Below are 17,455 nucleotides of genomic sequence, written 5' to 3' on the forward strand. Positions count from 1 at the left end.
ACCGCTAGGGAACCGCGCACCCATCGACACCCGCGACCGAGAAGGAAACCCGCACTCATGAGCCGTAGCAGAACAGCGATACTCGCCGCACTGGCGCTGGTCGCCGGTGCCTCCGGGACGGCACTCGCCGTCGTCCCCGGTGACGCCGGCATCGCCGCCGCGCCCTGCACCGTCGACTACAAGGTGCAGAACGACTGGGGCAGCGGCTTCACCGCCAGCGTCACCGTCACCAACAACTCGGCTGCCAAGTCGAGTTGGGCCGTGAAGTGGTCGTACGCCGGGAGCCAGAAGGTCACCAACGCCTGGAACGCGAAGGTCACCCAGTCCGGCGCGGCCGTCACCGTCGCCAACGAGAGCTACAACGGCACGCTGGCGACGGGCGGTTCGGCCAGCTTCGGGTTCCAGGGCACCTACAGCGGCAGCAACGCGGTCCCGGCGACCTTCACCCTCGACGGCGTCACCTGCAACGTCGACGGCGGCGGCCCCACCGACCCCGGTCCGACGGACCCCGGCCCGACCGGTCCGAGCACCAAGGTCGACAACCCCTACGCCGGCGCCAAGATGTACGTGAACCCCGAGTGGTCGGCGAAGGCCGCCGCCGAACCGGGCGGCAACCGCGTCTCCAACCAGCCCACCGCCGTCTGGCTCGACCGCATCGCCGCGATCAACGGCGTCAACGGCGGCATGGGCCTGCGCGACCACCTCGACGCGGCGCTGACCCAGAAGGGTTCCGGCGAACTCGTCGTCCAGCTGGTCATCTACAACCTGCCCGGCCGTGACTGCGCCGCCCTCGCCTCCAACGGCGAGCTGGGCCCGACGGAGATCGACAAGTACAAGACGCAGTACATCGACCCGATCGCGGCGATCCTCGCCGACTCCAAGTACGCCGGGCTGCGCATCGTCAACACCATCGAGATCGACTCGCTGCCCAACCTCGTCACCAACACCGGCAGCCGCCCCACGGCCACCCCGCAGTGCGACGTGATGAAGGCCAACGGCAACTACCAGAAGGGCGTCGGCTACGCCCTGAACAAGCTCGGTGACGCGCCCAACGTCTACAACTACATCGACGCGGGCCACCACGGCTGGATCGGCTGGGACGACAACTTCGCCCCGAGCGCCGCCCTGTTCAAGGAGGCGGCGACCGCGGAGGGCGCCACCGTCAACGACGTCCACGGCTTCATCACCAACACGGCCAACTACAGCGCCCTGAAGGAGAACAACTTCACCATCAACGACAACGTGGCCGGCAAGTCGGTCCGCGAGTCGAAGTGGGTCGACTGGAACCGCTACGTCGACGAGCTGTCCTTCGCCCAGGGCTTCCGTAACCAGCTGGTGACGACCGGCTTCAACTCCGGTATCGGCATGCTGATCGACACCTCCCGCAACGGCTGGGGCGGCACCGCCCGGCCCGCCGGACCGGGCGCCACGACCACCGTCGACACCTACATCGAAGGCGGCCGCTACGACCGCCGCATCCACATCGGCAACTGGTGCAACCAGTCGGGTGCCGGCCTCGGCGAACGTCCGCAGGCGGCCCCCGCGGCCGGGATCGACGCGTACGTCTGGGTCAAGCCGCCGGGCGAGTCCGACGGCTCCAGCAGCGCCATCCCGAACGACGAGGGCAAGGGCTTCGACCGGATGTGCGACCCGACGTACACGGGCAACCCGCGCAACGGCAACAGCATGTCCGGCGCCCTGCCGAACGCGCCGGTCTCCGGGCACTGGTTCTCCGCCCAGTTCCAGCAGCTGATGCAGAACGCGTACCCGCCCCTGCCGTAACCGCCGCAACGAAATGACCCGCCGGGGATCACCGCCCCGCCCTGCCCCGGCGCAGTGTCCGGCCGCTTCCGTCCACGGGAGCGGCCGGGCCGCGTTTCCCGGGAAACCGCTTGCGATTTTTTGCCGTCCCGGCAACAGCGGTGGCCTCCGGCCGGTGCGTCGACGCACGCTGTCAGCATGACGGACGAGAGGCTGACCACCATGGCGCACGAGCAGCATGAGCCCCACGAGCAACATGAGCCCCACGAGCAGCATGAAACGCACCGGCACGAGGGCCACGCCCGCGACGGGCAAGCCTCCGAGGGCCACCACGCTCACGGCCAAGGTCACGGTCACGGCACCGAGATCGACTGGGCCGCGATGGCCCCGCATCTCGAGGCCCAGGCCGAACTGTTCATGCCCCTGTACGAGAAGGCCTTGTCCTGGCTCGGCAAGGAGGTGACCGAGCCGGGTCTGATCGTCGATGCCGGCAGCGGACCCGGCGTGGTGTCCTGTCTGTTCGCCGAGGTGTTCCCGGGCGCGCGAGTCATGGCCGTCGACGGTTCCCGACCGCTCCTGGAGCGGGCGCGGGCGCGGGCCGCTCGGCTCGGCCAGGGCGATCGATTCGGCACACTGGTCGGTGAACTCCCCGGTGTGCTCGACGAGTTGGACTATCCAGCAGACCTGATCTGGGCCGGCCGCAGTCTGCACCACCTCGGCGACCAGCGCGCCGCCCTCGCCGCGTTCGCCGAGCGGCTGGCGCCCGGCGGCACCCTGGCGATCATGGAGGGCGGCCTGCCGAGCCGGTTCCTGCCGCGTGACCTCGGATTCGGCCGCCCCGGTCTGCAAGCGCGGCTCGACGCGCTGGAGACGGAGTGGTTCGCGCGGATGCGGGCCGACCTGCCCGCAGTCGTCGAGGAGGCCGAGGACTGGGCCGCGCTGTTGAGCGCTGCGGGCCTCAAGCACGCCCGCAGCCGCAGCTTCCTGCTCGATCTGCCGGCCCCCGCCTCCGATCGGGCCCGCGCCTACATCGCCGACTATTTCGGCCGCCTGCGCGACAACTTCGGCGACACCCTCGACCCGGGCGACCGGGCCGTGCTCGACCGGCTGCTCGACCCGCAGGACCCGGCGGGCGTGCACCGCAGGCAGGACGTGTTCGTGCTGGCCGCCCACACGGTCCACACGGCGGTCAAGCCGGTCTGAGGACATGAGCGACCTGAGGAACAACTGAAGACACGGGGCGGCCGCCCTGAGCAGCTCTCCCGGCCGGCACGAAGCCCGCGACCGGCGCACGCGAAGGACGCCCCCCGCCCGGAGGGGCGCCCCTTCGCGCGCTGTCCCGCCGGCGTCCGGCGACTCAGCCGATGTCGAACACGGCCGGGTCCGGGCCGATCCGCCGGTCCTCGTTCAGCGCGCTGATCGCGGCCAGGTCCTCGGTGTCCAGGCTGAAGTCGAACACCTCGATGTTCTCCTTGATCCGCGACGGCGTCACGGACTTCGGGATCACGACGTTGCCGAGCTGGAGGTGCCAGCGCAGCACGACCTGGGCCGGTGTGCGGTGGTGCTTTCGGGCGATGGCGACGATCGCCGGCACCTCCAGCAGCCCCTTGCCCTGGCCCAGCGGGGACCAGGCCTCGGTGGCGATGCCCTGCTCCGCGTGGAACTCCCGCAGGGCGTGCTGCTGGAGGTGCGGGTGCAGCTCGATCTGGTTGACCGCGGGGATGACCGAGGTCTCGGCGATCAGCCGCTCCAGGTGCTCCGGCAGGAAGTTGGAGACGCCGATGGCGCGTGTGCGGCCGTCCGCCAGGAGCTTCTCGAACGCCTTGTACGTGTCGACGTAGGTACCGCGAGCCGGCAGCGGCCAGTGGATCAGGTACAGGTCGAGGTAGTCCAGGCCCAGCTTCTCCATCGAGGCGTCGAACGCGCGCAGTGTCGCGTCGTACCCCTGGTCGCTGTTCCAGAGCTTTGTGGTGACGAAGAGGTCCTCGCGGGCCACGTCCGAGGCGGCGAGTGCCTTGCCGGTGCCCTCCTCGTTGCCGTAGATCGCCGCTGTGTCGATGCTGCGGTACCCGGCCTCCAGCGCGGTGGCCACCGCCCGCTCGGCCTCGTCGTCCGGCACCTGCCAGACACCGAAGCCCAGCTGGGGCATCTCGACGCCGTTGTTCAGGATGATCGGGGGGACCTTGCTGCTCACGAGCTCTTGATCCTTCGGTTGTCCGTCAAGTGGTGTTCCCATGGTCAACGATCACGGGGCGTGATGCATTCCGGACTGCGGAACTCGCGGTCCGGAATCCCCGGGCCGGTGTCCGGCAGTCCGTGTCCGAGGGCCGGAACGTGGGCCCCGGAACGCCGGTCCGGGGGTCACGCCCCGTACAGCGCTTCGACCTCGTCGGCGTACGTGTTCTCGATGGCCTTGCGCTTCAGCTTCAGGGACGGCGTGAGCAGGCCGTGCTCCTCGGTGAACGGCTGGGCGAGGATGCGGAACGTACGGATCGACTCCGCCTGCGACACCAGCGTGTTCGCCGCCACGACGGCCCGGCGCACCTCGGCCTCCAGGTCCGGATCGCTCACCAGCTCGGCGGGCGGAAGCTGCGGTTTCCTGCGCATCTGAAGCCAGTGTTCGACCGCTTCCTGATCGAGGGTGACCAGAGCGGCGACGAACGGCCGGTCGTTGCCGACGAGGATGCACTGGTTCACCAGCGGATGGTCCCGGACGCGTTCCTCCAGCAGCGCGGGTGAAACGCTCTTGCCGCTGGAGGTGACCAGGATCTCCTTCTTGCGGCCGGTGATGGTGAGGTAGCCGTCCTCGTCGAGGGAGCCGAGATCGCCGGTGGCGAGCCAGCCCTCGTGCAGGGCCTCGTCGGTGGCCTTGGGGTTGTTGAGGTACCCCTGGAAGATGTTGTCGCCGCGCAGCCAGATCTCGCCGTCGTCCGCGATGTGCACGGTCAGCCCGGGGATGGCCTGGCCGACGGTGCCGTAGCGGGTGCGGCCGGGCGGGTTGGCGGTGGCGGCCGCGGTGGTCTCGGTGAGGCCGTAGCCCTCGTAGATCTGCACGCCCGCGCCGGCGAAGAACAGGCCGAGCCTGCGGTCCATCGCCGAGCCGCCGGACATGGCGTGCCGGACCCGGCCGCCCATGGCCGCGCGCACCTTGGAGTAGACGAGCTTGTCGAACAGCTGGTGCTGCATGCGCAGGCCGGCCGTGGGGCCCGGTCCGGTGCCCCACGCCTTCGCCTCGACGGCCTCCGCGTAGTTGACGGCCACCTCGACGGCCTTCTCGAACGGCCCGGCCCGGCCCTCCCGCTCGGCCTTGCGGCGTGCCGCGTTGAAGACCTTCTCGAAGATGTACGGCACGGCGAGGAAGAAGGTCGGCCGGAAGGCCGCCAGGTCGGGCAGCAGGGCGGCGGCGTTCAGCTGGGGCTGGTGGCCGAAGCGGACCCGGCCGCGGATCGCGGCGATCTGCACCATCCGGCCGAAGACGTGCGCGAGCGGCAGGAACAGCAGGGTCGCCGCCTCGTCGCCCTTCCTGGAGTGGAACACCGGCTCCCAGCGTTCGATGACGGTGTCCGCCTCGAACATGAAGTTGCCGTGTGAGATGACACAGCCCTTGGGGCGGCCCGTGGTCCCCGACGTGTAGATGATCGTCGCGGTCGAGTCGGGGGTGACGGCCTCCCGGTGCCGGTGCACCACCTCGTCCTCGATGTGGGCGCCCGCGTCGTACAGCTCCTGTACGCAGCCCGCGTCCAGCTGCCACAGCCTGTGCAGCCGGGGGAGGCGGTCGATGACGGTGGCGATCGTCATCGCGTGGTCCTCGTGCTCCACGATCGCGGCGGTGACCTCGGAGTCGTAGAGCATCCAGAAGCACTGCTCGGCCGAGGACGTGGAGTAGACGGGGACGACCTGGGCGCCGATGGTCCACAGGGCGAAGTCGAAGAGGGTCCACTCGTAGCGGGTGCGGGACATGATCGCGACGCGGTCGCCGAACCGGATGCCCTGGGCGAGGAGCCCCTTGGCGAGGGCGAGGACCTCGTCGCGGAACTCGCCGGAGGTCACGTCCCGCCACTCGCCCCGCTCGTCCTTGCGGCCCAGCGCGATGTGCCGTGGGTCGTCCAGGGCGTGCTGGAACACGACATCGGCCAGACCGCCCACCGGCGGTGGCGACGCCGACGCAGGGTTGGTGAACTCCCGCAAACCCCACCTCCCGCTTCTCATGGCCGCACAGCGCCGTGAAAGCTACCCCACCCCCGCGCGGGGCGGGAGGGGTCCGGAAAGCGAGCGATGCTCTTGTCCGCGCCGGTCGGTACGGGAAAATGCGCTCACATGCGGAAGGGTCGGACAGGAAACTGACCGAAGAGTAAGTTTCGGTGCCGTAATCTCCACCGAATCCGCCCGACCCGCTTACGCTGCCCGACCGCCCAGGCTGCCCGAACTCGGCGCGAAGAGTCAGCGGCGCGTCGGTGCCCTCCCTTGGTCCAGCGCCGGAGCGACCGATTCCATCACGCCGTCGCGCCCGCCCCGATCGGGCCGGACCAGCACCAGGACGAGGACACCGGCGACCAGGCCGACGGCGCCCGCCGTGAGCAGCGCCGCGTCCAGCCCCGAGGCGAACGCCGCCCGCAGGGTCTGCTCGCCGTACGACCCGCGCAGCGCCCCGGCACCACCGCCCGCCAGCGTGTGGGCCGCCTCGTGAGGCAGCGGGCCGGCCGCCCGCGAGGTCAGGACGGTGCCGAAGACGGCGACCCCGAGCGCGTAGCCGAGCTGGCGTACGGTGCTCACCGCGCCGCCCGCCATCCCCGCCCGCTGCGGGGGTACCGCGGCGAGCGCCGCGCCCGCGACCGTCGGCGACACGAGCCCGGTCCCCATGCCCACCAGCACGAACCCCGGTACCAGAGCCGTCCATGAGGACCCCGCGTCCAGCACCGCCTGGGCGCAGCAGCCCGCGCCGATCAGCAGCAGCCCGCCGCCGATCGTCAGCCGGGCCGGCACCCCGTGCAGCAGCCTGCCCGTCAGCACCGCGACGACCATGGCCGCCACCGTCAGCGGCAGCAGCGTCAGCCCCCCGCGCACCGGACTCATGCCCAGCAGCGTCTGCATCCAGATCGACAGGTACGGCGTGACCCCGAACGCCACCCCGTTGAAGGCGAACGCGCCCAGCATCGCCCCGACGAACGCGGGCCGCCGCAGCAGCGCCAGATCCAGCAGCGGGTGCGCCGTCCGACGCTCCGCCAGGACGAAGCACACCAGCGCCAGCGCCGCGAGCCCGGCCGAGACCAGCGCGGCCGTCGTACCCCAGCCGTCCTCCCCGGCCCGTACGACCGCGTACGTCGTCCCGCCCGCGAATCCGGCGAAGGTGACCGTCCCCGCCCAGTCCACACGCATCCCGCGTGGTCCCTTGGACTCCGGCACCACCTTCAGCGTCAGCCATACCGCGACGACGCTCACCGGCAGGTTCACGAAGAAGATCCACCGCCAGCCCGGCCCCGCGGTGAGCAGCCCGCCCAGCACCGGCCCGATCGCCGCCGCGCCACCGCTGACCGCGCCCCACACCCCGAGCGCTGCCGACCGCTGCCGCCCCTGGTACACCGCGCCCAGCAGCGGCAAGGTCGTCGCGAGCATCGCCGCCGCGCCGACCCCCTGCACCGCCCGCGCCGCGACCAGCGTCCCCGGTCCCGAGGCGAGCCCGCACAGCAGCGACGCCGCGGCGAACAGGACCACCCCCGCGACGTGCACCCGCCGCCGCCCCAGGATGTCGGCGGCGGCCCCCGCCCCCAGCAGCAGCGCGGCCAGCGCCAGCGCGTAACCGTCCACCACCCACTGAAGGTCGCTCAGCGACGCGCCCAGCGCCTCCGCCATGTCCGGCAGCGCCACCACCACGATCGTCACGTCCAGCAACAACATGAATGTGCCCAGGCACACCGCCGCCAGCGGCCCCCATGCGCGCATGACTCCCACGTCCTCTCCGACTCCCACTCCGGGCAACACGACCTCCGTACGATGGGTGGGCACCGGGCGATCACCGTGGAATGAGGCGGTCGTCCGACGGAATCCGATGGAGAGGCAGCCGATGAGGATGGAATCCGACATCTTCGATGAGCTGGACCTGAAACTGCTGTGCGCTCTGGAGATCGACGGACGGGCGTCCTTCAGCAGACTCGGCGCGGTCCTCGGCGTCTCCGACCAGACCGTCGCCCGCCGCTACCGTCGGCTGTGCGCCGAGGCCGGCCTGCGCGTCGTGGCGCTGCGCGACGCCGAACGGCTCGGCCAGGACCAGTGGATGCTGCGCCTGCGCTGCGTGCCCGACAGCGCCACCGTCATCGCCGACGCCCTCGCCAGACGCCACGACACCAACTGGATCGGCCTCGGCTCCGGCGGCACCGAGATTGTCTGCATGACCCGCCCCCGCAGCCCCGGCGACCACGACGACCTGCTCCTCGGCAGACTCCCGCGTACCCCGAGCGTCGTGGAGATCCGCGCCCAGCAGATCCTGCACCGCTTCTACGGCGGCCCCAGCGGCTGGCTGCGCAAGTTCGCCGTCCTCGACGACGACGTGACCGCAGCCCTGCTGCCCCGCCACGAACCCCCCGCCGGACCGGCCCGCATCGACCCCGAGGACGAGGCCCTCCTCGCCGTCCTCGAACGCGACGGGCGGGCCGGCCACCCCGCACTCCAGCGGGCCACCGGCCGCTCCGAGTCGGCCGTCAAACGCCGCCTCGCGGCCCTGCTCGCCTCGGGGGCCGTCTACATCGACGTCGAGTACCGCTCCGAGATCTTCGGCTTCCCCCTGGTAGCCGCCCTCTGGATCACCACGACACCCGCTGCCCTGCACACCGTCGGCGAGGCCCTCGCCGGCCACGAGGAGGTCGCGTACGCCGCCGCCACGGCCGGCCCCTCCCACATCGTCGTCACCACCGTCGTCCGCGACACGGCGGGCCTGTACGCCTACCTCAGCGGGCCCCTCGGCCGGCTGGAGGGCGTTCAGCACGTGGAGGCGACGCCGTTTCTGCGCCGGATCAAGCAGCTCACGTACCAGCCTCCGGCCCGCTAGCCGGGGTCGATGGTCCGGGGCTGCCGGCCGGGTCCGCTCGGCCGGTCCGGCTCCGCCGGGCGCGATCCGCCCCGGTGCAGCCGGTCGCCGCTCGCCAGGATCGCCGCCGCGAGCGCGTCCGCCGCCCCGTGTGCCGCCGTACGCCGCCGCCCCTGCACCAGGACGAACTCGACGCGGCCCAGCTCGGGCAGCCCCGCCCGGTCCGGGACGCGGACCAGGCCCGGCGGGATCAGGCCGCGCGAGTGCGCCATCACGCCCAGGCCCGCGCGGGCCGCCGCGATGAGCCCGTTCAGGCTGCCGCTCGTGCACACGATCCGCCACGCCCGGCCCTGCCGCTCCAGTGCCTCCAGGGCGAGCGCGCGGGTGATCCCCGGCGGCGGGAAGACGATCAGCGGCACCGGCCGGTCGGTGTGCAGCCGCAGCCGGTCCGCGCCGATCCACACCAGTTCGTCGTGCCGCACCAGCTCGCCGCGCGGGTCCTCGGGGCGCCGCTTGGCCAGTACCAGGTCCAGCTTTCCGGCCGCGAGCTGCTCGTGCAGCGTGCCGGACAGCTCCACGGTCAGCTCCAGGTCGACCTCGGGGTGGTCGTGCCGGAAGCCCTCCAGGATCTCCGGCAGCCGCGTCAGCACGAAGTCCTCGGAGGCGCCGAAGCGCAGCCGGCCGCGCAGCCGGGTACCCGTGAAGAACGCCGTCGCCTGTTCGTGCACCTCCAGGATCCGGCGCGCGAACCCGAGCATCGCCTCGCCGTCCTCGGTCAGCTCGACCGAGTGCGTGTCGCGGGTGAACAGCGTCCGCCCGGCGGCGTCCTCCAGCCGGCGTACATGCTGGCTGACGGTCGACTGGCGCAGCCCGAGCCGCCGGGCGGCCTGCGTGAAGCTCAGGGTCTGGGCGACGGCCAGGAAGGTGCGCAGCTGGGACGGCTCGTACACACCGGCCAGGGTAGCGGCTATCACGTCGCGCGATGACAGTGAGAGCGGTGTACCGGATTCCCGATCACGGGGCCGAGGAGGACGATGGACGGGGCCGGGCCCCTGGGCACCGGGTTCACCTGGACGAACGCGCGATACGAGCAAGAACGAGCAAGTGGAGCACCGTGAAACGCCTGCACCCGCCGAGCTGGATGCCGATCGACCCGTACATCCTGCTGCTGCTCGGGACGGTCGGCCTTGCGGCGCTCCTGCCGGCCCACGGCCCCGCCGCCGAGGTGGCCTCCGGTGCCTCGACGGCCGCGATCGCCTTCCTGTTCTTCCTGTACGGCGCCCGCCTGTCCACCAAGGAGGCGATGGACGGGTTCAGGCACTGGCGCCTGCACGTCACCGTCCTCGCCTGCACCTTCGTGATCTTCCCGCTGCTGGGCACGGCCACCCGCGGCCTCGTCCCGGTGATCCTCACCGACCCGCTCTACCAGGGACTGCTGTTCCTGACCCTGGTCCCCTCGACCATCCAGTCCTCGATCGCCTTCACCTCGATCGCCCGCGGCAACGTACCCGCCGCGATCTGCGCCGGCTCCTTCTCCTCCCTGGCCGGCATCGTCGTCACACCGCTGCTCGCGGCCGCCCTGCTCGGCGGCAGCGGCGGCTTCTCCGCGGACTCCGTCGTCGAGATCGTGCTGCAACTGCTCGTGCCCTTCACGGCGGGGCAGTTGCTGCGGCGCTGGATCGGCGGATTCGTCGCCCGGCACAGAAAGGTCCTCGGCTACGTCGACCGCGGCTCGATCCTCCTCGTCGTCTACACGGCGTTCAGCGAGGGCATGGTCCAGGGAATCTGGCACCAGGTCAGCCCCGCCCGGCTCGCCGGTCTGCTGGCCGTCGAGGCCGTACTGCTCGCCATGATGCTGGCGCTGACCTGGTACGGCTCCAAGGCGCTCAGGTTCGACCGCGCGGACCGGATCGCGATCCAGTTCGCCGGCTCCAAGAAGTCCCTGGCCTCGGGACTGCCCATGGCGAGCGTCCTGTTCGGCGCGCACGCCTCCCTCGCCGTCCTGCCCCTGATGCTCTTCCACCAGATGCAGCTCATGGTGTGCGCGGTCATCGCCAAGCGCCGGTCGCACGACCCGGAGGCGGAGCGGGAGACCGGGGCGGAGTCGCAGTCGGAATCCGGGACAGGCACGGGAACGGGCACGGGGACGGGCACGGGCACGGGCACGGGCACGGCGGCGAGGGTCTGAAGGTTCGGAGGTCTGAGAGGGTTGGGGGCTGAGGGGTTTGAGGGCTGATGCGGGGCAGCCCCTACGACGCAGGGGGCGCTCCCCGCCGGTCGGAGCCCCGCCGCCGTGCCGCGGGCAGCCGCGTCAGTCCCGCGCGGCCGCGGTCCGCAGGGCGATACGGTCCTCACCCGCGTACACGTTCATGGAGGCGCCCCGCAGGAAACCCACCAGCGTCAGTCCCGTCTCCGCCGCCAGGTCCACCGCCAGCGAGGACGGCGCCGACACCGCCGCGAGCATCGGGATGCCCGCCATCACGGCCTTCTGCGCCAGCTCGAACGAGGCCCGGCCCGACACGAGCAGGATCGCCCGCGACAGCGGCAGAGCGTCGCTCTGCAGGGCCCTGCCGACCAGTTTGTCGACCGCGTTGTGCCGGCCGACGTCCTCGCGGACGTCCAGCAGCTCGCCGTCCTCGGAGAACAGGGCCGCCGCGTGCAGACCGCCGGTGCGGTCGAAGACGCGCTGGGACTCACGCAGCCGGTCGGGCAGGACGGCGAGGAGTTCGGGTGCGACGCGCAGCGGGGGAGCGTCGGCGATGGGCCAGCGGGTCGTCGTACGGACCGCGTCCAGGCTGGCCTTGCCGCACAGGCCGCAGGACGAGGTGGTGTAGACGTTCCGTTCGAGGGTGATGTCGGGGACGGTGACACCGGGAGCGGTGCGCACGTCGACGACGTTGTAGCTGTTCGCGCCGTCCGCTGTCGCCCCGGAACAGTAGACAATATTCTGCAGATCGGATCCCCTCGCCAGTACGCCCTCGCTGACCAGGAATCCGGCGGCCAGCGCGAAGTCGTCACCGGGCGTGCGCATGGTGATGGCGAGGGGCTTGCCGTTGAGCCGGATCTCCAGCGGCTCCTCCGCGACCAGCGTGTCCGCACGGCTGGACACCGCTCCGTCCCGGATGCGGAGCACCTTGCGTCGTTCGGTGACTCGTCCCATGTCGTCAGCCCCGGTTCTGTACGTGCTGGTAGCCGGATCGGCCCTTGATGCAGAGGTTGGCGTGGGTCACCGGACTGTCGTGCGGCGAGGTGACCTCGACGATCTCATTGTCCTGCACGTGCAGCGTCAGGTTGCAGCCCACACCGCAGTACGCGCACACGGTCGTCGTCCGGGTCTGCGCCGACTGGTCCCAGGTGCCCGCCGCCCGCCGGTCGAACTCCGACCGGAACGTTCCCGCAGTACACGCACGCCGATGGTCAGGTCTCGCTCCGTTCGGTTTGAGGGGATACCGCGGATGTGGGAGGAAGGGTGGCGGACGGCGGGCCGGTCGGCCATGCAGACCAAATCCTGTCGACGAAATATTGTCTACAGTATCGAAGTGGGTCGGTCCGCAAGGGTTCGCGCGCGTCCCTACCGTTCGCCGCATCCTGCATACCGTTCACCGCATACGGCGGATGCGCCGACTTTCCAACTACCGTGCGGCTGCCTAGCGTCCGGGATCATGAGTCCCCCGGTCGCACCCCCGGGCTGGAGCCGCTGGCTCGTCCCGCCCGCCGCCCTCTCCGTCCATCTCTCCATCGGGCAGGCCTACGCCTGGTCCGTCTTCAAACCGCCGCTCGAATCCGCGCTCGGCCTCAGCGGCACGCAGAGCGCGCTCCCCTTCCAGCTGGCGATCGTCATGCTCGGCCTGTCCGCCGCGTTCGGCGGCACCCTCGTGGAGCGCAACGGGCCGCGCTGGGCGATGACCGTCGCCCTGATCTGCTTCTCGTCGGGCTTCCTCATCTCCGCGCTCGGCGCCGCCACCGAGCAGTACTGGCTGATCGTCCTCGGCTACGGCTTCGTCGGCGGCATCGGCCTCGGCATCGGTTACATCTCGCCCGTCTCCACGCTGATCAAGTGGTTCCCGGATCGGCCCGGCATGGCCACCGGCATCGCGATCATGGGATTCGGCGGCGGCGCGCTCATCGCCTCGCCCTGGTCGGCGCAGATGCTGGAGTCGTTCGGTTCCGACCACTCCGGGATCGCGCTGGCGTTCCTCGTCCACGGGATGTCGTACGCCGTATTCATGACCCTGGGTGTTCTCCTGGTGCGCGTGCCGCGCCCCCGCGAGCCTGCCGCGGTGGGTGGTCCCGGCGCCGCGGCGGGTGTGCAGGTCTCCGCCCGCACCGCAGTGCGCACCCCGCAGTTCTGGTGTCTGTGGGTCGTGCTCTGCATGAACGTGACCGCCGGCATCGGCATCCTGGAGAAGGCCGCCCCGATGATCACGGACTTCTTCGCCGACACCTCGACCCCCGTGTCCGTCACCGCCGCCGCGGGCTTCGTCGCCCTGCTGTCGGCCGCCAACATGGCCGGCCGCATCGGCTGGTCGTCGACCTCCGACCTCATCGGACGCAAGAACATCTACCGCGTCTACCTGGGCGTCGGCGCCCTGATGTACGCGCTGATCGCCCTGGCCGGCGACTCCTCCAAGCCCGTGTTCATCCTGTCCGCGCTGGTCATCCTCTCCTTCTACGGCGGCGGCTTCGCCACCATCCCCGCCTATCTCAAGGACCTGTTCGGCACCTACCAGGTCGGCGCGATCCACGGGCGGCTGCTCACCGCCTGGTCGACGGCCGGCGTCCTCGGCCCGCTGATCGTCAACTGGATCGCCGACCGGCAGGAGGAGGCCGGGAAACACGGCTCGTCCCTCTACACGGCGTCCCTGGTCATCATGATCGGGCTGCTGGTCGTCGGCTTCGTCGCCAACGAACTCGTCCGCCCCGTCCACGCCCGCCACCACCACGTCCCCGCCCCGAGGGAGGCCGCCGATGCCGCAGCAGACACCGCAACCGGTTCCACAACCGACGTCGCAGGAGCCAGGCCCCAGCAGCCCGAATCCGCCTGACCGGCGACCACTGATCGCCTTCGCCTGGCTGTGGGTGGGCGCACCGCTCGCCTACGGGCTGTACGAGCTCGTACGCAAGGCGACGCAGTTGTTCACCGGATAGCGGAGCGCGACGTCCGCCCGCCGGGGCCCGGTCGGCACGGCGGACGGACGTCCGGGCGGGAAAGCGATAGCGGGAAGCCGACAAGCCCGGCGCGGGTTTCCTGTTGCTTCACGTGCCCGCGTACCCGTGAGTCACTGATCAGACTGGAGGATCCCGCTACCCAAGGCAACGAGGGGAACCCTCCTGATGAACGGCTCGCGCATCACCGCCGTCGGTCACTACCAGCCCGCCAAGGTACTCACCAATGAGGACCTGGCGAAGCTGGTCGACACCAATGACGAGTGGATCAGGAGCCGGGTGGGTATCCGCACGCGCCACATCGCCGGGCCCGACGAACCCGTGGACGACCTGGCCGCGCACGCCGCCGCCAAGGCGCTCGCGGCGGCCGGTCTCACTCCGCAGGACATCGACCTGGTCCTCGTCGCCACCTCCACCGCCGTGAACCGCTCGCCCAACATGGCCGCCCGGGTCTCCGCCCGCCTCGGCATCCCGGGTCCGGCCGCGATGGACGTCAACGTGGTGTGCGCCGGTTTCACCCACGCCCTCGCCACCGCCGACCACACCATCCGCGCGGGCGCCGCGACGCGTGCCCTGGTCATCGGCGCCGACAAGATGTCCGAGGTGGCCGACTGGACCGACCGCACCACCTGCGTCCTGGTCGGTGACGGAGCGGGCGCCGCCGTGGTCGAGGCGTGCCCCGTCGGTGCCGAGCCCGGGATCGGGCCCGTGCTGTGGGGATCGGTGCCCGAGATGGGCAACGCGGTGCGCATCGAGGGGCAGCCGGCCCGGTTCGCGCAGGAGGGCCAGAGCGTCTACCGGTGGGCGACGACCCGGCTGCCGCCGCTCGCGCGCGAGGCCTGCGAGCGGGCCGGCCTCGCCCCCGAGGACCTGGCCGCCGTCGTCCTGCACCAGGCGAACCTGCGCATCATCGAGCCCCTCGCCGCGAAGATCGGCGCCGTCAACGCCGTGGTCGCGCGCGATGTCACCGAATCGGGCAACACTTCCGCGGCAAGCATCCCGCTCGCCTTCTCGAAGCTGGTCGAGCAGGGTGCGATCACCAGCGGCGATCCGGTCCTGCTGTTCGGTTTCGGCGGCAACCTCTCCTACGCCGGGCAGGTCGTACGCTGCCCGTGACGGGCGGTGTCACGCATCCGGGCGACAGGTGTGACGCGGTCGACCGCGCCCGCCTCTGGCTACAGTGATCCGTAGACTGTAGACGATAGACAATCGATACTGGCTTTCCGGCTGCCGACGCCCGGCGCTGCCCAGGAGGGGGACCGACCGATGTTGTCGACAGGACTGCCGCAGGGGGCGGTGCCCAGGCTCGAACGCCCCGGGCCGCTGCGCGAGCGCGTCTACGAGGCGCTGCTCGAACTCATCACAACCCGCGCTCTCCAGCCCGGCCAGCACCTCGTCGAGAGCGAACTCGCCGGTCACCTCGGCGTCTCCCGGCAGCCGGTGCGCGAGGCGCTGCAGCGGCTGAACACCGAGGGCTGGGTCGATCTGCGGCCCGCGCAGGGCGCGTTCGTGCACGAGCCGACCGAGCAGGAGGCCGACCAACTCCTCACGGTCCGTACGCTGTTGGAGGCCGAGGCGGCCCGGCTCGCCGCCGCGAACGCCGACAAGGCGGGTCTCGACGCCCTCGACGAGCTCCTGGCGCAGGGCATGCTCGCGGTCGCCTCCGACGACGTGGACCGCGCCGTGCTCCTCAACGCCATGTTCCACGCGAAGATCATGGAGCTGGCGGGCAACACGGTCCTCGCCGAGCTGGCGGGCCAGGTCGACCGGCGCGTGCGCTGGTACCACACGCCCATCGCCCGGCAGCGCGGACACCAGTCCTGGATCGAACACCGGGATCTGATCGCCGCGATCGCGGAAGGCGACGAGCAGCGCGCCACCCAGCTCATGCGCGAACACACCGAACACACGCGCCGCTCGTACCACGCCCGCCAGGGGGCCTAGCCAGACACCGGACCGGTGCCGGTGCCGGTACCGGTCCGGTACCGGTGTCGCCACCCCTGCCGACGCCCCGTCCGCCGCCTGCTGTCTACCGCCCGAGCGTCCATGCCCTGCGTGCCCTCAACGGGCCGCAGGGCAGCTTTGTCCTGTGAGTGGAAAAAGTTAACGGCAATCCGTGCAGGACTTCTTCCCACTCCCGGCAACCGCTGCTACGTTCCCCTCGAAAGCAAGACAGCAGGCGGCCGATCGAGGCGGGGAGGGGTTCGTGCGACGCATGACGGCACGACCCGCGAACGCCCATCAGGCGCACCTGCTGCGGCTGTTGCGCGACGGAGGTCCCAACTCCCGCGCACAGCTCGGTGATCAGGTCGACCTCTCACGGTCCAAGCTGGCCGTGGAGGTGGACCGGCTGCTGGAGACGGGGCTGGTCGTGGCCGACGGACTCGCCGCCTCGCGCGGCGGCCGTCGCTCCCACAACGTCCGGCTCAATCCCCAACTCCGCTTCCTCGGTGTCGACATCGGCGCGACCTCGGTCGACGTCGCCGTCACCAACGCCGAACTGGAGACGCTCGGACACCTCAACCAGCCCCTCGACGTACGTGAGGGACCGGTCGCGGTCTTCGAGCAAGTGCTCGCCATGGCCGCGAAGTTGAGGGCGACGGGACTCGCCGAGGGCTTCGACGGCGCCGGCATCGGCGTCCCCGGTCCGGTCCGCTTCCCCGAGGGTGTACCGGTCGCGCCGCCGATCATGCCCGGCTGGGACGGCTTCCCTGTGCGGGAGGCGCTCAGTCAGGAACTCGGCTGCCCGGTCATGGTCGACAACGACGTGAACCTCATGGCGATGGGTGAGCAGCACGCGGGCGTGGCCCGCACCGTCGCCGACTTCCTCTGCGTCAAGATCGGCACCGGCATCGGCTGCGGCATCGTCGTCGGCGGCCAGGTCTACCGCGGCACCACCGGCAGCGCGGGCGACATCGGGCACATCCAGGCCGTGCCCGACGGCCGCCCCTGCGCCTGCGGCAACCGCGGCTGCCTGGAGGCCTACTTCAGCGGCGCGGCCCTGGCCCGCGACGCCATGGACGCGGCCCAGCAGGGGCTTTCGGGGGAACTCGCGGCACGGCTGGCGACGAACGGCGGCCTCACCGCCGTCGACGTCGCCGCCGCGGCGGCCGCGGGCGACGCCACCTCCCTGGACCTGATCCGCGAAGGCGGCAACCGCACCGGCCAGGTCATCGCCGGGCTCGTATCGTTCTTCAACCCCGCTCTGGTGGTGATCGGCGGCGGGGTGACCGGCCTCGGCCACACCCTGCTCGCCGCCATCCGCACCCAGGTCTACCGCCAGTCGCTTCCCCTGGCGACCCGCAATCTGCCCATCGTTCTGGGCGAGTTGGGCCCTACCGCCGGCGTGATCGGCGCGGCCCGCCTCATCAGCGACCACCTGTTCTCACCCGCGTAGCCACCCGTTCGCACCGGCGACCAGTTCCCATCCGTGTAGCCACCCGTTCGCACCGGCCATCCGCCCCAGTCATCTCCCGAACCCTCCACCTCACTCGTACGGCACCGCCG

14 protein-coding genes and 1 pseudogene are annotated in these 17,455 nt (G+C 71.1%); 9 read left to right on the top strand and 6 right to left on the bottom strand.

The features are described 5' to 3' along the window. The first annotated feature begins 57 nt into the window (after positions 1-57). Positions 58-1,782, top strand: a complete 1,725-nt coding sequence (locus P1P75_RS12100; RefSeq protein WP_319254449.1) for a glycoside hydrolase family 6 protein — start codon at positions 58-60, stop codon at positions 1,780-1,782. Between the two features lie 360 nt (positions 1,783-2,142). Next, the gene (locus P1P75_RS12105; RefSeq protein ID WP_319254494.1) at positions 2,143-2,964 is read left to right on the top strand and encodes a methyltransferase; all 822 of its coding nucleotides are present in this window, start codon (positions 2,143-2,145) and stop codon (positions 2,962-2,964) included. Positions 2,965-3,118: 154 nt separating this feature from the next. On the opposite strand, the gene P1P75_RS12110 is transcribed toward P1P75_RS12105, so the two are convergent. From P1P75_RS12110 to P1P75_RS12120, 3 genes are all read right to left on the bottom strand, one after another. Next, complete coding sequence (locus P1P75_RS12110; RefSeq protein ID WP_319254451.1) at positions 3,119-3,955, bottom strand: aldo/keto reductase; 837 nt, start codon at positions 3,953-3,955, stop codon at positions 3,119-3,121. Positions 3,956-4,122: 167 nt separating this feature from the next. After that, the gene (locus P1P75_RS12115; RefSeq protein ID WP_319254453.1) at positions 4,123-5,949 is read right to left on the bottom strand and encodes an AMP-dependent synthetase/ligase; all 1,827 of its coding nucleotides are present in this window, start codon (positions 5,947-5,949) and stop codon (positions 4,123-4,125) included. A gap of 252 nt (positions 5,950-6,201) precedes the next feature. Beyond that, positions 6,202-7,701, bottom strand: a complete 1,500-nt coding sequence (locus tag P1P75_RS12120; protein WP_319254455.1) for an MFS transporter — start codon at positions 7,699-7,701, stop codon at positions 6,202-6,204. Between the two features lie 121 nt (positions 7,702-7,822). On the opposite strand from P1P75_RS12120, the gene P1P75_RS12125 reads away from it, so the two are divergent. Then, positions 7,823-8,803, top strand: coding sequence for an AsnC family transcriptional regulator (locus P1P75_RS12125; protein WP_319254457.1), 981 nt, complete (start codon positions 7,823-7,825; stop codon positions 8,801-8,803). On the opposite strand, the gene P1P75_RS12130 is transcribed toward P1P75_RS12125, so the two are convergent. Further along, the gene (locus P1P75_RS12130) at positions 8,800-9,732 is read right to left on the bottom strand and encodes a LysR substrate-binding domain-containing protein (protein WP_319254496.1); all 933 of its coding nucleotides are present in this window, start codon (positions 9,730-9,732) and stop codon (positions 8,800-8,802) included. The genes P1P75_RS12125 and P1P75_RS12130 overlap by 4 nt on opposite strands. A gap of 164 nt (positions 9,733-9,896) precedes the next feature. Here P1P75_RS12130 and P1P75_RS12135 point away from each other — a divergent pair, with 164 nt between their 5' ends. Then, a complete protein-coding gene (locus P1P75_RS12135) occupies positions 9,897-10,970 on the top strand; it encodes a bile acid:sodium symporter family protein (protein WP_319254459.1) in 1,074 nt (357 codons plus the stop codon). A 123-nt stretch (positions 10,971-11,093) separates the two neighbouring features. Here the strand turns inward: P1P75_RS12135 and fdhD are convergent, their stop codons facing one another. Next, positions 11,094-11,942 (bottom strand): formate dehydrogenase accessory sulfurtransferase FdhD, encoded by an 849-nt coding sequence (gene fdhD, locus P1P75_RS12140; protein ID WP_319254460.1) that lies wholly within the window; start codon positions 11,940-11,942, stop codon positions 11,094-11,096. A gap of 4 nt (positions 11,943-11,946) precedes the next feature. Beyond that, a pseudogene (locus tag P1P75_RS12145) lies at positions 11,947-12,171 on the bottom strand (Fe-S-binding domain-containing protein); the annotation flags it as partial. A 273-nt stretch (positions 12,172-12,444) separates the two neighbouring features. Between P1P75_RS12145 and P1P75_RS12150 the strand changes: the two are divergent. The 5 genes from P1P75_RS12150 to P1P75_RS12170 all read left to right on the top strand — a co-directional run bounded on the left by P1P75_RS12150 (position 12,445) and on the right by P1P75_RS12170 (position 17,345). Continuing rightward, positions 12,445-13,827, top strand: a complete 1,383-nt coding sequence (locus P1P75_RS12150; RefSeq protein ID WP_319254462.1) for an OFA family MFS transporter — start codon at positions 12,445-12,447, stop codon at positions 13,825-13,827. After that, a complete protein-coding gene (locus tag P1P75_RS12155) occupies positions 13,751-13,930 on the top strand; it encodes a hypothetical protein (protein ID WP_086769742.1) in 180 nt (59 codons plus the stop codon). The genes P1P75_RS12150 and P1P75_RS12155 overlap by 77 nt, the downstream gene beginning before the upstream one ends. A gap of 186 nt (positions 13,931-14,116) precedes the next feature. Further along, positions 14,117-15,064: a beta-ketoacyl-ACP synthase III gene (locus tag P1P75_RS12160; RefSeq protein ID WP_319254466.1), complete on the top strand. Its 948-nt coding sequence runs from the start codon at positions 14,117-14,119 to the stop codon at positions 15,062-15,064. A gap of 150 nt (positions 15,065-15,214) precedes the next feature. After that, positions 15,215-15,892: a GntR family transcriptional regulator gene (locus P1P75_RS12165; RefSeq protein ID WP_319254468.1), complete on the top strand. Its 678-nt coding sequence runs from the start codon at positions 15,215-15,217 to the stop codon at positions 15,890-15,892. A 271-nt stretch (positions 15,893-16,163) separates the two neighbouring features. Continuing rightward, the gene (locus P1P75_RS12170) at positions 16,164-17,345 is read left to right on the top strand and encodes an ROK family transcriptional regulator (protein WP_319254470.1); all 1,182 of its coding nucleotides are present in this window, start codon (positions 16,164-16,166) and stop codon (positions 17,343-17,345) included. Positions 17,346-17,455 lie beyond the last annotated feature (110 nt).

The organism is Streptomyces sp. ID05-39B (genome assembly GCF_033794725.1).
Lineage (GTDB): Bacteria > Actinomycetota > Actinomycetes > Streptomycetales > Streptomycetaceae > Streptomyces > Streptomyces bobili.

What these genes read in the sequence shown, in the direction of transcription:
- P1P75_RS12120 (WP_319254455.1), bottom strand. Translation starts at nt 7,701, where the DNA reads ATGCGCGCATGGGGGCCGCTGGCGGCGGTGTGCCTGGGCACATTCATG.
- P1P75_RS12170 (WP_319254470.1), top strand. Translation starts at nt 16,164, where the DNA reads ATGACGGCACGACCCGCGAACGCCCATCAGGCGCACCTGCTGCGGCTG.
- P1P75_RS12100 (WP_319254449.1), top strand. Translation starts at nt 58, where the DNA reads ATGAGCCGTAGCAGAACAGCGATACTCGCCGCACTGGCGCTGGTCGCC.
- P1P75_RS12125 (WP_319254457.1), top strand. Translation starts at nt 7,823, where the DNA reads ATGAGGATGGAATCCGACATCTTCGATGAGCTGGACCTGAAACTGCTG.
- P1P75_RS12150 (WP_319254462.1), top strand. Translation starts at nt 12,445, where the DNA reads ATGAGTCCCCCGGTCGCACCCCCGGGCTGGAGCCGCTGGCTCGTCCCG.
- P1P75_RS12165 (WP_319254468.1), top strand. Translation starts at nt 15,215, where the DNA reads ATGTTGTCGACAGGACTGCCGCAGGGGGCGGTGCCCAGGCTCGAACGC.
- P1P75_RS12105 (WP_319254494.1), top strand. Translation starts at nt 2,143, where the DNA reads ATGGCCCCGCATCTCGAGGCCCAGGCCGAACTGTTCATGCCCCTGTAC.
- P1P75_RS12160 (WP_319254466.1), top strand. Translation starts at nt 14,117, where the DNA reads ATGAACGGCTCGCGCATCACCGCCGTCGGTCACTACCAGCCCGCCAAG.
- P1P75_RS12155 (WP_086769742.1), top strand. Translation starts at nt 13,751, where the DNA reads ATGCCGCAGCAGACACCGCAACCGGTTCCACAACCGACGTCGCAGGAG.
- fdhD (WP_319254460.1), bottom strand. Translation starts at nt 11,942, where the DNA reads ATGGGACGAGTCACCGAACGACGCAAGGTGCTCCGCATCCGGGACGGA.